Origin of the sequence: Streptomyces sp. NPDC059851 (genome assembly GCF_042732005.1) — a bacterium.
Lineage (GTDB): Bacteria > Actinomycetota > Actinomycetes > Streptomycetales > Streptomycetaceae > Streptomyces.
Map to the genome: position 1 here is coordinate 1 of NZ_JBHWJJ010000026.1, position 17,235 is coordinate 17,235.

The 17,235-nt window shown below is 71.9% G+C and carries 14 protein-coding genes and 1 pseudogene; 9 read left to right on the forward strand and 6 right to left on the reverse strand.

Annotation, left to right across the window (positions count from 1 at the left end; genetic code table 11):
- From ACFV7Q_RS12070 to ACFV7Q_RS12090, 5 genes and pseudogenes are all read left to right on the forward strand, one after another.
- Positions 1-557, forward strand: a pseudogene (locus ACFV7Q_RS12070) (hypothetical protein); the annotation flags it as partial.
- A 2-nt stretch (positions 558-559) separates the two neighbouring features.
- Complete coding sequence (locus ACFV7Q_RS12075; RefSeq protein WP_385427131.1) at positions 560-1,096, forward strand: hypothetical protein; 537 nt, start codon at positions 560-562, stop codon at positions 1,094-1,096.
- A gap of 1 nt (position 1,097) precedes the next feature.
- Positions 1,098-2,774, forward strand: a complete 1,677-nt coding sequence (locus ACFV7Q_RS12080) for a type IV secretory system conjugative DNA transfer family protein (RefSeq protein WP_385427133.1) — start codon at positions 1,098-1,100, stop codon at positions 2,772-2,774.
- Between the two features lie 4 nt (positions 2,775-2,778).
- The gene (locus ACFV7Q_RS12085) at positions 2,779-3,282 is read left to right on the forward strand and encodes a hypothetical protein (protein ID WP_385427136.1); all 504 of its coding nucleotides are present in this window, start codon (positions 2,779-2,781) and stop codon (positions 3,280-3,282) included.
- A gap of 27 nt (positions 3,283-3,309) precedes the next feature.
- The gene (locus tag ACFV7Q_RS12090) at positions 3,310-3,534 is read left to right on the forward strand and encodes a hypothetical protein (RefSeq protein WP_385427138.1); all 225 of its coding nucleotides are present in this window, start codon (positions 3,310-3,312) and stop codon (positions 3,532-3,534) included.
- A gap of 96 nt (positions 3,535-3,630) precedes the next feature.
- Here ACFV7Q_RS12090 and ACFV7Q_RS12095 read toward each other — a convergent pair whose 3' ends face one another.
- The 5 genes from ACFV7Q_RS12095 to ACFV7Q_RS12115 form a co-directional block, all read right to left on the reverse strand.
- Entirely contained in the window at positions 3,631-4,929 is a 1,299-nt protein-coding gene (locus tag ACFV7Q_RS12095; protein WP_385427140.1) for a zeta toxin family protein, read from the reverse strand.
- The gene (locus tag ACFV7Q_RS12100; RefSeq protein ID WP_385427143.1) at positions 4,926-5,291 is read right to left on the reverse strand and encodes a hypothetical protein; all 366 of its coding nucleotides are present in this window, start codon (positions 5,289-5,291) and stop codon (positions 4,926-4,928) included. Before ACFV7Q_RS12100 ends, ACFV7Q_RS12095 begins: the two co-directional genes overlap by 4 nt.
- Before the next feature lie 621 nt (positions 5,292-5,912).
- Positions 5,913-6,608: a hypothetical protein gene (locus ACFV7Q_RS12105; RefSeq protein WP_385427145.1), complete on the reverse strand. Its 696-nt coding sequence runs from the start codon at positions 6,606-6,608 to the stop codon at positions 5,913-5,915.
- A 329-nt stretch (positions 6,609-6,937) separates the two neighbouring features.
- Positions 6,938-7,798, reverse strand: a complete 861-nt coding sequence (locus tag ACFV7Q_RS12110) for an alpha/beta hydrolase (RefSeq protein WP_385427148.1) — start codon at positions 7,796-7,798, stop codon at positions 6,938-6,940.
- A 234-nt stretch (positions 7,799-8,032) separates the two neighbouring features.
- On the reverse strand, positions 8,033-9,409 hold the full coding sequence (locus ACFV7Q_RS12115) for a glutamate decarboxylase (protein ID WP_385427151.1): 1,377 nt from the start codon (positions 9,407-9,409) through the stop codon (positions 8,033-8,035).
- Between the two features lie 404 nt (positions 9,410-9,813).
- On the opposite strand from ACFV7Q_RS12115, the gene ACFV7Q_RS12120 reads away from it, so the two are divergent.
- The 3 genes from ACFV7Q_RS12120 to ACFV7Q_RS12130 all read left to right on the forward strand — a co-directional run bounded on the left by ACFV7Q_RS12120 (position 9,814) and on the right by ACFV7Q_RS12130 (position 13,610).
- Positions 9,814-11,367, forward strand: coding sequence for a hypothetical protein (locus tag ACFV7Q_RS12120; RefSeq protein ID WP_385427154.1), 1,554 nt, complete (start codon positions 9,814-9,816; stop codon positions 11,365-11,367).
- Between the two features lie 180 nt (positions 11,368-11,547).
- Positions 11,548-12,537, forward strand: coding sequence for an aldo/keto reductase (locus tag ACFV7Q_RS12125; RefSeq protein ID WP_385427157.1), 990 nt, complete (start codon positions 11,548-11,550; stop codon positions 12,535-12,537).
- 515 nt (positions 12,538-13,052) lie between these two features.
- The gene (locus ACFV7Q_RS12130) at positions 13,053-13,610 is read left to right on the forward strand and encodes a hypothetical protein (protein WP_385427160.1); all 558 of its coding nucleotides are present in this window, start codon (positions 13,053-13,055) and stop codon (positions 13,608-13,610) included.
- Between the two features lie 95 nt (positions 13,611-13,705).
- On the opposite strand, the gene ACFV7Q_RS12135 is transcribed toward ACFV7Q_RS12130, so the two are convergent.
- The gene (locus ACFV7Q_RS12135; protein WP_385427163.1) at positions 13,706-14,479 is read right to left on the reverse strand and encodes a hypothetical protein; all 774 of its coding nucleotides are present in this window, start codon (positions 14,477-14,479) and stop codon (positions 13,706-13,708) included.
- Positions 14,480-15,072: 593 nt separating this feature from the next.
- Here ACFV7Q_RS12135 and tap point away from each other — a divergent pair.
- Positions 15,073-17,235, forward strand: a complete 2,163-nt coding sequence (tap, locus tag ACFV7Q_RS12140) for a telomere-associated protein Tap (protein ID WP_385427166.1) — start codon at positions 15,073-15,075, stop codon at positions 17,233-17,235.

The following is a 17,235-nucleotide window of genomic DNA, read 5'->3' on the forward strand; positions in this document are numbered from 1 at the left end:
AGAACGTGATCGTGGGGTTCGTGATGTTCCTGGCCGCGGCCCTGTGCTGGCCCGTACTGGCGAAGTTCATGGTGTTCACCACCAACGGCGCCGGTACCTCCCTCGCCTCGGGCTGGATCAGCTCCCTCGGATCCTCCGCATCCTCCGGGGCGGGCGGCGGGCCCAGCGGGGCGGGAGCCGTCGGCGGTGGTACCGGCTACACCAAGGCCCTGGACTCCGAGAACGCCACCGCCCAGGCGGCCTCCTCGACCTCGACCTCGGCCTTGGCGTCGGTGGCGGCGGGCCGCCGGTCCGGCTCGGCCGCGCAGTCCGCGGCCCGCTTCGGCGGCAAGGCCCTTACCGTCACCACGCTCGGGCTCCAGGCCCTGGCGACCGGAAAGGACACCTTGGAGTCCGGTCTGGCCAACACGGCCGCCCACGCGGGCCTCGACCAAGGAGTCGCGGGCGGCCGGCACGTGGTGGTCCCGCCGCGTCGACAGCCCACCCCCGCACCGATCGGGACCCCGCCGCCCCCGCACCCGCGGAACCCCACGCCCCACTCCTCCCCCAAGGGATGACCGTGTCCCAGCCCGTTTCCTACTCGGGGTGGCGGTCCGAGACCACCGGCTTCTTGGGCTGCCTGTCCGGCCCCGGCTTCACGATCGCAGTAAGGCACCGGATTCCCGCGGCTACCCGACGCAAGCTGTTCGTCTCCGAGCAGCTCGGCGTCGTCCACGACCCCGTCGCCGGCACCTACAGCGCGATCTGGACCTCCGGGCACGTCAGCGCGGACGCCCCGGACGCCGCCGTCCCGGTCCGCGAACTCGCGGCCACGGGTCAGGGGGCCGGCTCGGCGGCCGTCGCGTTCGCCCGCGACCTGATCGCCTCCTGCAAGCCCTGCATCCAAATCGCCCAGGACACCCGCCTCCTGGACATGACGCGCGAGGCCATCGGCCCGACCGACACCGAATGCGGACTGATCGGCTCGTGGGGCGCGGGCCAGCGCGGCCGCGTCCTGTGGAAGGTCGGCCGCGGCGGCGGGTCCCACGCCGTCCAGCTCGTCCTCTCCCGCACCGGGGAGCGGCCGTTCGAGACCGACGAAAAGATGGTGATCTGACGTGGCCGGACGGGGGCTCACCGCGGGACTGGACGACAGCAGCCTGCTTGCCGCGTACGCGGCGGGGGTGGCCGTCGCTGTCGGCGGTTCCGTCCTCCTCGCCGCGCCCCTGGCTTCCTTCGTCTCGGGAGGCGGGTGGGCGCACAGCTCCCAGGGCGCGCCCGTGACCGTGGTTCTGGCCCTGGCGAGGGGGCCGGCCGCGGTGTACGACCCGGCGCCGCCCGCCTGGCTCTTCTACGTCCTGACCGTACTGCTGGTGCTGCTCCTGGGCCTGGCCGTCGTCAAGGCGGCCGGCCGCGTCTCGTTCGGCGGGCGTGGTGGGGGCGCCCAGTGGGGCGGGGCGAGGGTCGAGAAGAAGATGGCTGCGCGCGACGACCCGGGCCGACGCACCAACCGGATCACGGCCGGGCGCGGACTGCATACGAAGAGGGTCGTCGCCGCCCAGCCCAACATCAGCGCCACGGTGTTCGGCGTCCCGGGTTCATCGAAGACCACGGGCCTGGTCCTGCCCAACGCTGCCGAATGGGAGGGGCCGCTGGTGGTCACCACCACCAAGGCGGCCGACCTGGACATCATCCGCGCCCGCCGCCGATGGTTCGGGCCGGTGTGGGTGATCGCCCCCGCCGGCATCCCGGGCGGGGACGCCGACCACTGGTCCCCGGTGGCGTACTGCACCGACGCCAAGGCCGCCGACCGCATGGCGGCCTGGCTCGCGGAGGCTTCCTCCTCGGCCGGGGACGAGCGTGCGGCCCCGTGGGTCGACCAGGCCAAGAGCGTCCTGAAGGGCATCCTGCTGGCCGCCCACCTCTCCGGCGGCGGGATCAGCGACCTGCGCCGGTGGATCACCCTCGGCAAGGACGCCGTCGACCACGTCCGCGCGGTCCTCCTCGCCCACGGGTACACCGACGTCGCCGACGACTACGCCTCCCCGTGGCTGCGCCTGCACGAGGACGGCATCGGCTCGATCCAGTTCAGCCTCAACGTCCTCGCCCGCGTCTTCGCCGACGAGGAGGTCCGCGAGACCTGCGCCCGCTCCGACTTCGACTTCGAGGACTGGCTCGACAAGCGCGGCACCATCTGCGTCATCGCCTCCGAGGCCGACGCCGACCGCTTCGCCCCGCTCATCAGCTCCCTGATCGCCGGCGCCATCCATGCCGCGGAGACCCGGTACAACCGCTACGGCCGGGCCATCGACCCCGCCGTCGGCGTCTTCGTCGACGAGGCCGGCAACATGCTGCGCTACCCGCGCCTGCCCAACATCCTCACCACCGGCCGCGGCATGGGCATCGTGCTCCTGACGGTCTGGCACGACCTGTCCCAGCTCCGCGAATCCCTCGGCCCCCAGAAGGCCAACACCGTGCTGTCCGCGTCCGGACTGCGCATGCTCCTCCCGGGCTGCGGCGACCTGGAGACCCTGCGCTACTTCTCCGGCCTCTACGGGCGCACCGAGGTCATGAAGACCAGCCACGGCCGCTCCCGCGGAGACCACTCCACGAACACGCAGGCCGTCGAGACCGACCTCGCCCCCGTCCACTGCCTCCAGCAGCTCCCCGACTTCACCGCGATCGCGCAGTACACCAACCTTCCGCCGATCAAGGTCCGCATGCGGCTCACCTTCCGCGACAAGGACCTCAAGAAGCTGCTGACCGACCCCGCGACGACCACCCAGGGGAAGTGACCTGATGACCGACCTCAACCCCGCCGACCTTTGGCCGGCTCCGCCCGGGGCGCCGCAGATCGAGCCGCAGCGGTGGGTGTGGGCCGCCATGGATCCGGCGGAGCGCCGCCTGCGCCTACGCGAGCTCGCGGCGTGGGTCGACTGGGTCCGGACCACTTTCGAGCTGCACAACGTGATCACCCACTGCTGGTACCGGCACTCCCCGGTCGTCGAGCACCTCACCGCCCTCTACACCGGGTGGATGCGCACGTACGCCGGCGAAGCCGAGCCGGGCCGCGAACTCGCCGAAGCCGACTGGATCAACACCTTGCACGCCTTCACACCGCGCCTGCAGCTCCCCGCCTGTGTCACCGGCACCCACCAGGACCCGCCGCCCCGCATCCCCCGCCCCGCCAGCGCAGACGAGGAGTTCGACCTCCACCTCGCCCTCTCGGACGCCACGACCGCACCTGCCGTCCTGCCATCCACCCCGCGGCCGCCGAGCTGGCCCGCCGCGACGCCGAGCTGAACGCCCCGCTCTAAGCCGGAGGCACGCATGGCCACACCCAACGAACCCGACGTCGCCCACGCGGCTGCGGTCGCCGGCTGGTCCGACTGGTGGTCCGGCTTCGAGGGCGTCCTCACCGCGTACGCCAAACCCAACCTCGATGTCGAAGACGTCCGCGAAGCGCTGACGGCCCGAGCCCGCTCCCGCCCCACAGCCGGCCACCACGACACAACCGAACACCGCGGCTGCCGTTCGATTGCGGCGGTCTCATGAGACCGCCGCGTGTCCTGTCCGCCTTCCCAGTACCCGTCCACGAGCCGGGGAGCCAGCGAACTCCCGGCACCGTTCCTCGGACGAGCCGTGCAGGACCTACAGGGACCGCGACGGCCCCTCACGTTCCGGCGGTCGGATACGCGGTGCCTGCTGGGGCGGCCGGCGTGGGGCTGCCCCGAGCGCGGCCAGGTGCTGCCGACCGGCAGCCTCCGCCTTGCCTGCCGTCGGCGGCAGCAGACGCCGGCGGTCCTGCTCGGCACCGGCCGCGGCAGCGGCCGCCTGGAGCCCCACCGCGCGTCGGACTGCCTGCGCCGAACGCGTGGCGGCGTACCGCAGGTCCTCCTGGGCGGATCGGCGAGCCCGCGCGAGTTCAGCAGCCGATGCCCCGCGCTCGGCGAGCCGGTCCAGCCGCTCCTCGACGGAGGTCTGCGGCACCTGCGCCGCGGCCGCCTGCTGCTCCGCTGCCCGGGCGGCGGCCGCCGCCCGGGCACCCTGCCGGGAGAGGTCCTGGTCGCTCAGCAGAAGCAGCGGGTGCAGCGTCGGCCGGGCCAGCCGGTCGATGCGGGCCAGGGGACCGGCCCACTCCGGGCCCGTCTTCAGGTGGAGCTTGCCCTGCGACTGGAGGAAGTCCGCGCTCTCCGAAACCGTCCACGGACGGGAACGCTCCTGCTCGATCGCCTGCGCCAGGGCCGGCTGCTGCTGCCACTGCCCGGAGCCCGAGCCGTCGAGGGCGTTGGAGTAGCGCGGCTCGCCCTCGCCGCGGCGGAAGACCGAGACGTGGTCGGCGAGGGCCTGCTCGTCGATGAGCCGGGCGAGGTCGAGGATCCCGCTGTAGGACTGGTCGGCGTTGGCCTGCACCGTGAGGCGGCCGCTGCCGCGCTCCTTGGCCTGCTCGTGGTAACGGTTGACGATGCCCTGGTTGCTCATGGCCTCGGACACGCCCATGACGACGACCTCGACCCGGAAGCCACTCCCCCGGTAGGCCCGCATCGTCGCCGCTACCGCCTCACCGTCCTGCGAGGTCTCCTGGATGACGGCGTTCAACCGGTTCTCGCGCACGTACTCGTGGGCCCGGGCCATCCACCGGCGGCCGTCCGCCCGCGTGTGGGCCGCCATGAGCTTGCCGTCCTGCTGCATCAGCCGCGCGTACTCCGGGTGGAACGGCTTGTACAGGTCGCTGTCCACGTCGATGCACCCGCCGCGCTCGCTCAACGCGTCCGCGAGCATCTTCCCCACGCGGGTCTTGCCGGAGCCGGGCTGACCGACGAGGAACACCACCGTCGGCTTCTGCTGCGGCAGGCACCCGGCGAAGTGATCGGGGACGATCTCGTTCAGGAAGGTGTCCCTGTTCCGGGCCTCCGGTAACGGGTACCGGGCCGCCTCCGGGCCGGTCACGAGCCCTCCATCAGCTGACGCGCCAGGGCTGCGTAATGCCGGCGGACCTCTGCGATCCGCTCGTGGTCGCAGGGGTCGAGCCGCTCCCGGACCCGGGCCAGCTCCCCGCGCCGGTCACGCCACTGCCCGATCAGCTCCGCATCCGGAGACGGCTTGCCGCGCTCGGCATGGATGCAGGCGGTGTACGCGCCGACCGCGCCGTTGATCGCCTCGATCGCGGCCTCGTAGGCCACCGACTCCTCGCTCGACCACTCGAAACCGCTGATCGATGCGATCACCGGCTCTTGCGAAGGTGTGGGACCGGTCACCGGTGTCCTCCCCTTGAAGACGGTCTTGCTGGAACGCTCAAGTATGTCCGGCATGCTGCCGGAGAACCCATGCGGTATTCGCCCGGAGACAGCTCGGGAGGACGGGTCGAACAGCGCGGATGTCCGTCGGCGAGAACCGCCGCATGGTGACGGCTCGGCACCGGAGGGAGCAGTCGGTGTCCCCGATGCGGACGACCGGCTGCTTCTTCTGCTGCCCCTACTGGGCGATGCCGCCGTGCCCCCGGAAGCGGTGGACAGCGTCGTCAGTGCGCTCGTCGCCCGAGGGGCGCCTGAAGACGGCGAGCCGCTGGCGCGCCGCCTCCTCCAGGGGCACCCGATGTGGGGGCCTGCCACCTGGTCGTTCGACGCCGACGAGCGCAGCTGGACATGCGAGGGCGAACACGGCCCGCGGAGCGTTCCGCTGGGCGACCACCCGTCCGCAGAGCACCGAGCCGCCCTGGAGGCATGCCTCACGACCGGACGGCCTCAGGCCGCCCGGTCGTGAGCGGAGCTGAGGTCAGGCGGCCTCTGCAGCCGTCTCGACTGTTTCAGGTTGGCGATCGGAGCCGTCGGTACGAGCTCGGCGCGGCATGCGCCGCCGCGGACGACCCCGCCCAGGAGGCGTATGCCCGCCGTCGGGCTCGGCAGCGTGATGGGTTTGCTCGCCTCTGGTGATCAAGTACTGCGACCTTGCTCGGGGAGGTAGGGGCCGAAGTGATCGGCGACGATCTCCGCGATCCCGGTTGCGTCGCGGGAACCATCGACCGCGATCACGCGAATGCCGAGCTGGTGGGCCTTGCGGACGGCGTCCTCGGCGACGAGTCGGTCCCGGGCCAGTCGGTTGGCCTGCGCTCGGGCGGGGTCGCTGACGCGGTGCCCGAGCGAGGTCGCCCGGGGTAGTTCGCGGACCTGCTGATCACGGAACCCGGGCGTGGGCACCATCACGATCATCCGGCGCGGTGAATCGATGAGGGGTGCGACGAGTTCGGGTCGAAGCCCCCAGCCCTCGGCGATGACCGGGTGGCCGGACACGAGTGCGCGCAGGTCGTCGAGAGCCCATTGGAACCGGTCCGGGAAGCCGGCCAGGGTCTCGGTGGCCATCTCTTCCGGGGTGGTGTGGACCCACACCTCGTTCGGGTCGGGCCCGGTGACGGGCTCGCCGAGAGCGACGCGACGGGCGATCCTGCGATCGTTGTGCCCGCGGGCGTCGTGGTAGTCGTAGTGGTAGACCGTGACGCCGTATTGAACGGCCAGCAGTCGGGAGACGGTCGACTTGCCGGCCCATTGGCCGCCTCCGATCCACAACGCCCGGCGCAAGGTCCCGAAAGGATCCCAGACCTCACCGTCGACAAGGGAGTCTCGGCCCGACATGTGGTGTTGTCCTCCTGCGTCGGATTGCGGCGACTGATTCCGGCGGCGTAGGCGGCCCAGTCTCCGGCTGCGGCTCACTGCCATGTGACGGCGACGGTGGTGTCGACGTCAAGGGCGTGGACGAGGACTGCGGTGGGCAGTTCGGTGGCGATGCGCGCCGGGCGCGTCACCGCCGCGTGTGCGTTCACTGCGGTCCGGACGCCCTGGAGTGGCTGGTCCTCGCCGCGCGGCCCCCGACGATCCGACGATCCGGCATCACCCTGACGAGCTGAGGTCAGCAACCGAAACGGGCCGCCCGGCCCACGGCCGGACGACCCGCAAGAGGAGTTTCAGCAGCCTTCCACCAGTGCTGCGAGTTCCCCGAGGACTCGGGCGGCCGGCGCCGGGTCGACCAGCCACTTCAGGTGGCTGCCCCCGAGGGTGCGGACGTCGTACGGGTTGTCCGGCGTCAGTGCGTTGCCCTCGCGGATCAGCCGGTCCTGAATGGCGAGCGGCAGGCTCGTGTCGTCGGCCAGGCGTATGTAGGTCTTCGGTATGCGGCCCCAGGTCTCGGCCCGTGCCCGGTCGGCGGAGGTGCCGACGTCCAGGTTCTCGTCGGGCTGGAAGGTGTTCAGGAAGGTGAGGAACTCCTCGTCGGTGCCGTCCGCGAGGAAGGCCGCTTTGAAGGCCGCGAGGGCGTCCGGATCCGCGGTACGGAAGTTGACGCGGAGCAGGCCGAGTTCGGCCGGGTTCCCGGCCAGCGCCAGGCTCAGGGCAGCGACGTCGACCGTAGCCATTTCCGGCTCGGCGTAGTAGCCACTGACGTCGAGATCGACGGGGCACCACGCCGAGACGTAGACGATGCGGTCGACCAGGTCGGGCCGTGCGTTGGCCGCGGCGGTAGCGGTGACACCGCCGCGGCTGTGGGAGACGAGGATCACCGGCCCGTTCTGCTTGGCCCTTTCGAGGATCCCGATCAGGTGCGCGGCATTGTCGGCGAGCGTGACGCCCTTGATCGAGCCGGGTGCCGTGGCGAGCCCTTCGGGATCCTGTGGCGCCTGGTAGGCGCGCGTGTAGGTCGCCCCGAAGCCGTGGCCGGGCAGGTCCACGGCGACCGAACGGTGTCCGAGGAGGCCGAGTTCGGCCTGGAGCGGTGCGAACGAGAAGGAGTTCGAAAAGGCTCCGTGAACCAGTACGAACGTCGGCTGCATCTATCTACTCACTTTTCTGCTGTTTTGCGGTACTGCGGTACACACGTCACCCCGCACCGCTCCACGAACCTCGATGGCATCACAGAGCTAATGATCACCATGGTTCGGCGGCAACGATCAAGGTTTTATGACAGCGGACGCCATGTGATGACGGCCCGCCGGAGAGGGAGGTGGCTGGCTGACACGGCGGCGGCACTGACCGAGGAGAGGACGCGACGGCGCACGGGGTGTACGTCAGTGGTGGAATCCGACGCGGTCGGAGGCGTGCGAGTGGCCGTCGTCGAGGCGCTTGACGGCTCTGCGCACGTCGTCGGCGAGGAGTTCGATCTCGTCGCGGTCGACGCCGTGGCGGATCAGGACGCGCTGGATGACGGTTTCCTGGCGGTCCGGGGGCAGGGGGTAGGAGGGCACCTGCCAGCCGCGCATGCGGAGCTGGTCGGAAAGGTCGTACAGGCTCCAGCCGACGGACTCGGGGTCGGTGAGGGTGTAGGAAACGGCGGGCAGGGCGCCGACGCCGTCGTAGAGCAGGGTGAAGGGGCCCATGTCGGCGATCTGCCGGGCGAGGTGCTGTGCGGTGTCGGCGCAGGCCTGGTACACCCGCCGGTACCCCTCACGGCCCAACCGCAGGAACATGAAGTACTGGGTGACGACCTGGCCGCCGGGGCGGGAGAAGTTGAGGGCGAGGGTGGGCATGTCGCCGCCGAGGTAGTCGACGTGGAAGACCAGACCCTCCGGTAGTGCGGCCTGGTCGCGCCACAGGGCCCAGCCGACGCCGAGCGGGGCCATGCCGTACTTGTGGCCGGAGGCGTTGATGGAGGCCACGCGCTGCACCCGGAAGTCCCACGTCAGATCGGGGTGCAGGAAGGGGGCGATGAACCCGCCGGATGCCGCGTCCACGTGCAGGGGGACGTCCAGTCCGCTCTCGGCCTGGATGCGGTCGAGCTCGGCGGCGATCTCGGCGACCGGCTCGTAGGTGCAGGTGTAGGTGACGCCGAGGATCGCTACGACGCCGATGGTGTTCTCGTCGACGTGGTCGCGCAGCTGGTGGGGCAGCAGGCCGGTCGCCCCGGGCTCCACCGGGACCTGGCGCAGCTCGACGTCGAAGTAACGGGCGAATTTCTCCCAGCACACCTGTACGGGGCCGCACACCAGGTTCGGCCGGTCGGTCGACTGCCCGGCGGCGCGGCGGCGGTCGCGCCAGCGCCACTTCAGGGCGAGACCGCAGAGCATGGCTGCCTCGCTGGAACCGGTGGTCGAGCAGCCCACCGCATCCCCGGCGGGACTGTGCCAGAGGTCGGCGAGGATGTTGACGCATCGGGATTCGATTTCAGCGGTCTGCGGGTACTCGTCCTTGTCGACGATGTTCTTGTCCAGGCACAGGTCCATCAGGCGGTGGACCTCGTCGTCCGTCCAGGTGGTGCAGAAGGTGGCCAGGTTCTGCCCGGCGTTGCCGTCCAGGAGGAGCTCGTTGCACAGCAGTTGGAAGACGACGGGCGGTGGAGAGGGCAGCTCGGGCATTGAGCGTTTGGGCAGGGGGCGCTCGCTCAGCGGCGAGGCGAAGACGTCGACGGCCGGGTCGGCCGTCGGTTCCTGGGCGCTGTGGAGAGCCACCGGTCACCTCTCGTATCGGTCTGCGCAGTCCACGTCGGACATTACGAACACTCCCGGGCGTCGGCATGTGGACGTACTCCGTCCCGGGCGCGGGCGGAAGGCGAAGCGGAGCCGGTCCAGGTACGTCGACCGCTCCGGCTACGTCGGCCGTTCTCCGCTTCATCGGCCGTTCTCCGCTTCACCGGCCGCTCTCCGCTTCACCGGCATGGCGGGCCCGCTCGGCTCCGGAGTGCCGGCCATCGAGTGTTCTTCTGCCGGCAGAACCGGCCGGGGGCCATACCCCTGACGGGCCGGGCGCGTTTTCCCGGGCATGGGACGGCTTGCCCGTACGGTGGGCCGCCTGGCCCGGCCCGTTGAGTGGGCGGCACGGACGGTTACGGATACGGCATGGAGGAAGAAGCGGGATGACGGAGGCCATGGCGAGCGAGCTGGACGACCGGGTACTGGGGCGCAGGTGGACGGTGCGTCTGGACGCCGCGGGTCGTGGCAATGCGGCGGTACGCGTCTCGTGCAGCCGTCCTTCCTGTGCCGAGCAGCGTCTGCCGTCCGCACCCGCCGGCCGCGCGGCTGCAGTCGCCCACCTCAAGACCCACCTGCGGGCCGTCTCAGCGCCCCGGGCCGACGCGTACTGCGCCTGCCGGGCCGACAGCTGCCGCACGCACATCCGTCCCGCTGACCGGCAGCTGCGTGCCGAGCCGTGGCGGTGCGGCGGGGCCGTGGTCCTCGCAGTGGTCAGCGATCGGGAAGGGCGCTGGTGGCAAGCCATGGAGTGCTGCTCACGGTGCGCGGCCGCCATGCCCGGTGCGAAGGTCGTCACCACCCCTGCGGTCGCCGCCCCCGGCCCGGCGGCCGACGCCCCGGTCACTGCCGGCCGCCCGTCAACCGTTCCGGCCGGCGCGCCGCAGTTCTCCGACCGTCCCTCGCCCGCGGCCGGTCCGGGGGAGGTACCGGCGCCCCGCTCTGCGCCGCCGCGGCGCCGCCATCCGCACGGGAAGATCGCGCAGCGGATCATCCCCTCCGACCTGCGGCCCGTCGTCCTGCGGGATGAGCTGGCCGAACTCGGCGACCTGTTCCGCGCCTACCAGCAGCGCACCGAACCGGACCTGGAGCTGCTCGCCCACCTCCAGGAACGCAAGGCCCGTGCGTTCACCACCTGGGCCGACGTCACCTGCGACGGCGCGCTGCGGTGGGAGGCCCGGCGTGCCGAGCAGGCCGCTGCCGCCGCCCGCTCCCAGCACCTGCAGCGCACCGGCGGCATCGCGTACGGCGACGGGCCTGCCGTGACCCGGCTGCTGACCGTGCCGGCGCAGTGGGAACACGCGCGCTCCGTCCTGGCTCACGTGGCTGACCACGCCCCGCTGCCCGGCCCGGAGGCACGACTGCTGGTGGTCATGCTGACCTTGCGCACCGCGCACACCGGCGTCGGCAACGTCGTCGGGCAGGACGTCACGGCCCTGGGCCTGACCGACGCGGAGGACCTGGTCGAGAGGTTGACCGGCTGCGGCTGGCTGCGCATCCCCGGAACCGTCGGTGATGTGCTCGCCTCCCGGCCGGAGAGCCCGACCCCCATCACCGTCCCGTCCCTCGTACCGGGCGGGGACGGGACGAGCCCGTTCATGTTCGGCAAGAAGGTGCGCCCCAAGCTCAGCGGGTGGGCCCAGAGGATCGTCTCGGACAAGAAGCTCCGCAAGGCCAGGGCCACTGCGAGCACTCGCCTGTTCGCCCTGACGCTGGCCACCCAGACCGGTGCCGACGGGCAGCTCGGCGCCGGCGGACAGGGCGTCGCCCTGGAGTCCCTCTCCGCCTGGGTTCCTGTGGGGCCCGGCGAGTTGCAGCTCCTGGTCGACCAGCTGATTGCTGCGGACTGGCTCATCGACGCCGCCGTCACCGGCACCCACCTCACAGGACGGCTGACCGAACGCGTCCTCCCGCTCACCTGCCCCCTCGGGGGATCTTGACGGTCTGCGTGCGGGTGAAGACCTGCTCGACGCGGGCGTGCCCCATGGAGGAGCGGCCAGCCCCGCACGCCCTGACGCCCCGACGCCCGCAAGCGTGCGGCCGTTGGCCGTTGCTTGACATGGAGTGCACTCGAATACCTAGCGTCGTGGGCGATCGGTGTTTCGAATTCAGGAGGCAGCATGACGACCGATGGCCGTGTCCGCTACTTGGGTGAACTGGCGGTGGCTGCACAGGGGCTGGGTTGCATGGGCATGAGTCACGGCTACGGTGCCACGGACGATGCGCAGTCCATCGCGACCCTGCACCACGCGCTCGACCTCGGGGTGACCTTTTGGGACACGTCCGACTTCTACGGTGCCGGCCACAACGAAGAGCTGATCGGGCGAGCGCTCACCGGGCACCGCGACGAGGTGGTGCTGGCCACGAAGTTCGGCTTCGCCAACCGTTTGGGTGAGCCCACTCGCGTGCGCGGTGACGCCGCCTACGTGCGCGAAGCGTGCGAGGTGTCGCTGCGCCGGCTCGGGGTCGACCACATCGACCTCTATTACCAGCACCGCGTGGATCCGAACGTACCGATCGAGGAGACCGTCGGCGCCATGGCCGAGCTGGTCCGGGCCGGCAAGGTCCGCTACCTCGGTCTCTCCGAGGCGGGTGCGGCAACCATCCGGCGGGCGCACGCGGTGCATCCGATCACGGCCTTGCAGAGCGAATGGTCACTGTGGACCCGAGACCTGGAAGCGGAGATCGCCCCGGTCTGCCGCGAGCTCGGCATAGGCCTGGTGCCGTTCTCCCCGCTGGGGCGCGGTTTCCTGACCGGCCGCTACGGTTCCGTCAACGCACTGGCGGAGAACGACATGCGGCGGGGCCAGCCCCGTTTCGCCGACGGCAACCTCGAAAGGAACCTGGCGGTCGTCGCCGAACTCGACGAGCTGGCCGCCGCGAAGGGCGTCACCGCCGGGCAATTGGCGCTGGCCTGGGTCCAGTACCGTGGCGAGGACGTGGTACCGATCCCCGGCACCCGGCGTCAGCGGTACCTGGAGGAGAACGTCGCGGCTCTCGGCATCGAGCTGACCGCAGAAGAGCTCGCCGCCATCGCAGCGGCCGTTCCCTCCGAGGGGATCTCCGGCGATCGCTACGACGCCACCAGTCTGACCTTCGTCAACCACTGACCCCACGCCTCACGCTTGAAGTCGCCGGGGCGAGCGGCCCCGGGTGGATCCCGAGCGTCGAGCAGGCAGTTCGCCGGCACCGCTTGCCGTCCCTCGGTCCGGGTGACGTCAAGCTCGGGGAGCGGCCGGTGCGTCGAGGACCGCCTGCAGGAGTCGTTGCGGGTCCTCGGCAAGACGGTTGCAGACGTAGAGTCACGGTTCTGGCAGCCCGAGCCGCCATGTCACCCCGTACCTTCGCGCGGCGCACCGGCTTCGGCAGCATCGACACCCTCCGCCACCACTTCGCCCTCCGCACGGGAACCACACCCCGCGCCCACCGCACCGCGTTCCGAGCGCCGGCACACGAAAGCGACTGAACGTACGGGGGCGGAGGACGGCTGCGCGGGAACCGGTGAGCCGCTTGTGGGGAACTGGTGGTACGGCGGGCGGGTGAATGGCACGTCCGCGCCGCGGGCGGTCGCCGTGACCGGTGGGCGCAGCTGCGACGATCGACCCGCGGGAAGGAGGCTGAGGGCATGACGAGCGATGCCGCGCACGAACAGGCGCCGGCCCCGGATGACCTGCAGGCGACCGCCAAGGGCTGGCACGGCATCCAACTGGCCGTCCTCGGCTTCATCGGCCTGTGCGGGGTACTGAAGGGCAGCGGACCGGCGGGGGTCCCGCGAGACATCCAGGTACTGGCCGGGCTGCTGGCGCTGGGTTCCCTGGCCGTCGCCTGCTTCGCCATCTTCCTCGTCGGCCTCGCGGCCTGGCCCCTCTACCGGACCGTGGCCCGCCCGGCCGACCCGCGGCGAACCAGTGGTGCCCTGCGCACCGGGATCGCCCTCACCTTCACCGCCGTCGCGCTGCTCGCCCTGTCGGCGGCGGCTTCCTGGTGGCCTGCGAAAGCAGAAACCCCGAAGGCGGAGACCGCGAAGCAGAGCCTCGTCCGCGTGAGCACCGCAACGGGCACGTTCTGCGGACCCCTGAGTGAGAGCGACTACGGGTCTTTGGCCGTCCGGGCGGACGGCCGCACCGTGACCGTGGCGCTCAGCGAGGTCACGGCCCTGCAGCCCGTGCCGTCGTGTGCGTGAGGAGGTGCGGTCCACGGCGCGCGTCCGTCCGTGAAAGGTGAACGAGCAGGGTCCAAGATCATCCTGTTCCACCACGCTCAACGGGTACGCCTTGTTCAGTGGCGCGGCGCCCAGGGGTCGTCGTACCCCGCCGGATCGGGCCGTTCGGGGTGGAGCATCGCGCGGACGCAGCGCTGCAGTCCCGTCTCGTCGGATCCGCCGGCCGCCGCCATCCAGGGCAGGTCGTCCATGGCGCGGGCGCGCTCGCCGGTGGCGAGGTCGTCGACGGCGGCGCGCAGGTCGTCGGGCGCGGGTTCATCGGTGAGGCAGAGCCAGCCGATAGCGGCGGCCAGCCGGACCTCGGGCGCCCGTGTCCGGTCCCGCCACCGCTCTCGCATCCACGCGGTGGTCGGCGGGTGGGGGTGGGCGCGGGTGGCTTCGGCGGTGGCGAGGACCAGGGCGGGGCGGACGATCGGGTCCTGCTCGCCGGCGAGACGGGCGCGGAAGGCGGCCCGGACCGCGCGGTCGGGGTCGGCGGCGGTGGCCAGTGCGTAGGCGGCACGGATCCGGACCGCAGGGTCGGGGTCGTCGAGAAGGGGCCGCAGGAGGGTGGTGTCGGCGGTGATCGCGGCCCGGGCGGCGGCGACCGACCAGCCCGCTGGGTAGCCGGTCACCTCGGCGCCGTAGTCGTCGTAGAGGTCGTCGTACTGGGCGTCGGCTCGATGGAGCAGCAGTTCGTCGCGGGAGGCGACGCCGAAGTAGCGGGCGCGGGCCGGGGCGGAAACCTCGGCGAGCGCGTCGGCACGGTAAGGGTGGCGGGGGTCGGCGGCGATCCGGATCAGGAACGGTACGGCGAGCACGGCGGCGGCCCGCATGTCGTTGGCACACATGCCGCTCACAACGCCCCTTCCGGTGCGAACGGGCGAGTCGCCGGTGTGCAGTAGGTGAACCGCCTCCCTGACACGATCCCCCTGCGGGAAGTGCTCCCAGGGGACTTCGTCGAGCAGGAATCCGTCCTTGGCCTCTGCCCGAATGCCCGCCACCACGGCCCGCACATCGAACGGCCCGCCCGCGAACGAGGACGATTCCGCCCCGTCCACCAACGCCCGACACATCACGAACGTCGGATCGGTCCGCCACTCCCCCACGCCACACCACCCCACCGCCGAGTCTGATCGGAGCCGATCATGCCCGAGCGGACCGTCATCGGTGTCGACGCACCGCCCGCGCGCTCCCACCGCCCGGTGCGGGGTGGATCCCCGCCCGGGCTTCGTGCGCGAGCCCCAGGGACTGGCAGCGCCGAATCACCAGCCCTTACCCCCGGCCAGCGGTCACCGTGGTCGACGAGGACCCGCTGGCCCTGGTCCGTAGCCTCACAGCGGGAGGAGGGCAGGCGACTCACCACTGGAAAGGTGCGATCTGCGTGCGATTCGCGTGTGTTCTGCGGGCGGTCGGGGGTAGGGTGTAGGCGGAGGTGATCTCTGTGTCTACGGAGAACGAGCTGTTCAGCGCGGTGGATGCGCTGCTGGAACGGATCGCCCAGGATCCCCTACCGCCGCCGGCCGAGCGGAAGCGGCTGCGGGAGGCCGCCGGGCTGAGCCAGGACCAGATCGCGGCCGCGCTGCAGACCCGGCGCGAGACCGTGAGCGGCTGGGAGGCAGGCCGGACCGAGCCCCGCCCGCCGAAGCGGGCCGCCTACGCCCGGCTGCTGGAGGGTCTTGCCGAGCGCTTCCCCCTGGTGGAGAGCGTCGGCTCCCCCGCTTCTCCCGCTGCCCCCGCTGCCCCCGCTGCCCCCGCGTCCCCCGCTCCTGCCGCCTCCCCTGCGCCTCCCTCCCCCGCTCCTCCCTCCCCCGCTCCTCCCGCCGCTCCCGCGTCTTCCGCCCCTCCCGTCGTGGAGGTGGCGCCCCGGGTGTCCCGGGCGGCCCCGGTGGCGGCGTCCGGGGCATCGGCCGTGGTTGATGCGCGGTTCCCGCACGGGCCGCTCGCCGTCGTCGATGCTGATGCGGAGCGGCGGGTCGTCGCGTACTGCGTCGGCGGGCTCGTGCTGGACGTGCCCGCCAAGTCCCTGCCGGCCCTGGTGGAGTGGACGCTGGCGGAGGCCGGTCTCGGTGCTCCGCGGCTGAACGCCAACGGGCGGGACGCCGATCCCGTGATCGTGCTGACCGATGCCGCTGCCGAGCGGTACGGGCTGCCGGCCAGGCTGTCCGAGGAGGAGCGGCACGCCGGGCGGCTGCCGGACGGCCACAAGGTCGTCAAGCAGCTCACGAAGGCCCAGTGGCAGCTGACGCGGCGCGGGCTCGGGCCGTGGGCGCGGATCTACCGGCCCGCGCAGGGCGGCAAGCGGTCCTGCGTCCAGCTGTGCGTCCTGGGCTGGGACGCCCTCGACAGCCGCTCCTGGGGGCGGGCCGCGGAGCTGCCGCCGGCCGAGCTCGCCCGGCTGCTGGGAACGTACGCGAGCCGGGTCATCACCCCGCGCGGGTCCACCGCGGTCAACGGCCTGGAACTGATGACCGCCCTGCACCCGCCGACGCGGGCCGGCCGGCCCGATGCCGACGGCCGCCGCCACAGTGAACGCAATCCCGGCTCGCTCGGCAGCCAGCCGGTGGACTGCGCACCACCGGAGGCCCCGGACGGGCATCCGCTCCTCGCGCATCTGCCGCGGTTCCACCAGCGCGGGCCCGCCGAGGTCCTGCTGGAGGAGGCGTACGACTGGGCCCGGCCGCTGACCGACGAGGAGTGCCTCAAGCCGTACGTGGTGGGCATCGACGTCAACATGGCCTTCGCCGCGGGGGCGAACGGCGCCGTCGTCGGGCTCGGAGCGCCCACCCGTGCCACCCGGCCCGCGTTCGACGCGAAGGTACCCGGGTGCTGGCTCGTCGACCTTTCGCATGTGGAGCTCGACCCGCGGCTGCCGTCTCCGTTCACCCCGACCGGCGAGCGGCCGCAGGGGCCGGCCTGGTACGCCACGCCGACCGTCGCCTATGCGGTGGAACTCGGTTACGACGTCGCGCCCGTCGAGGGCTACCTCCGTGAGGAGACCGGCCGGTACTTGGACGCCTGGTACCAGCGGCTGCGCGACGCGTACGTCGCCACCATGGCCGATCTCGGCGTCACCACCGGCATGGAGCCGCAGGCCTTCCTGGACGCGATGGCCCGGCACCGGGAGGTCGACCCCGACCTGGCACTGGTCCTGTCCGCGGTCAAGGCGACCGTGAAGGGCGGCATCGGCAAGCTCCGCGAACGGCCCCGGGGCGGCGGCTGGCGCCCGGGCCAGCCCTGGCCGGCGCTGCTGCGCCCGACCTGGCGCCCGGACATCCGCGCGGCCGTCATCTCCCGTACGCGGATCAACATGCACCGCAAGATGCTCAAACTCGCCGCCGCCACCGGCCGGTTCCCCGTCGCCGTCCTGTCCGACTGCGCCGTGTACGCCTCCGACGGGCCCAGCCCGCTCGACTTCCTCCCCTACGAGGACGGCAAGCCCCTCAAGGGCGGTTTCCAACTGGGCGTCTCCCCCGGCATGGTCAAGCACGAGGGCACCCAGACCGTGCTGTGGGCCGAAGGGGTCCGCGAGGAGCACGGGAGCGAACTCAACCTCGCCCGGTACATCAAGGACGGCCAGATCACCGCCCAGGACAACGGAGAGTAG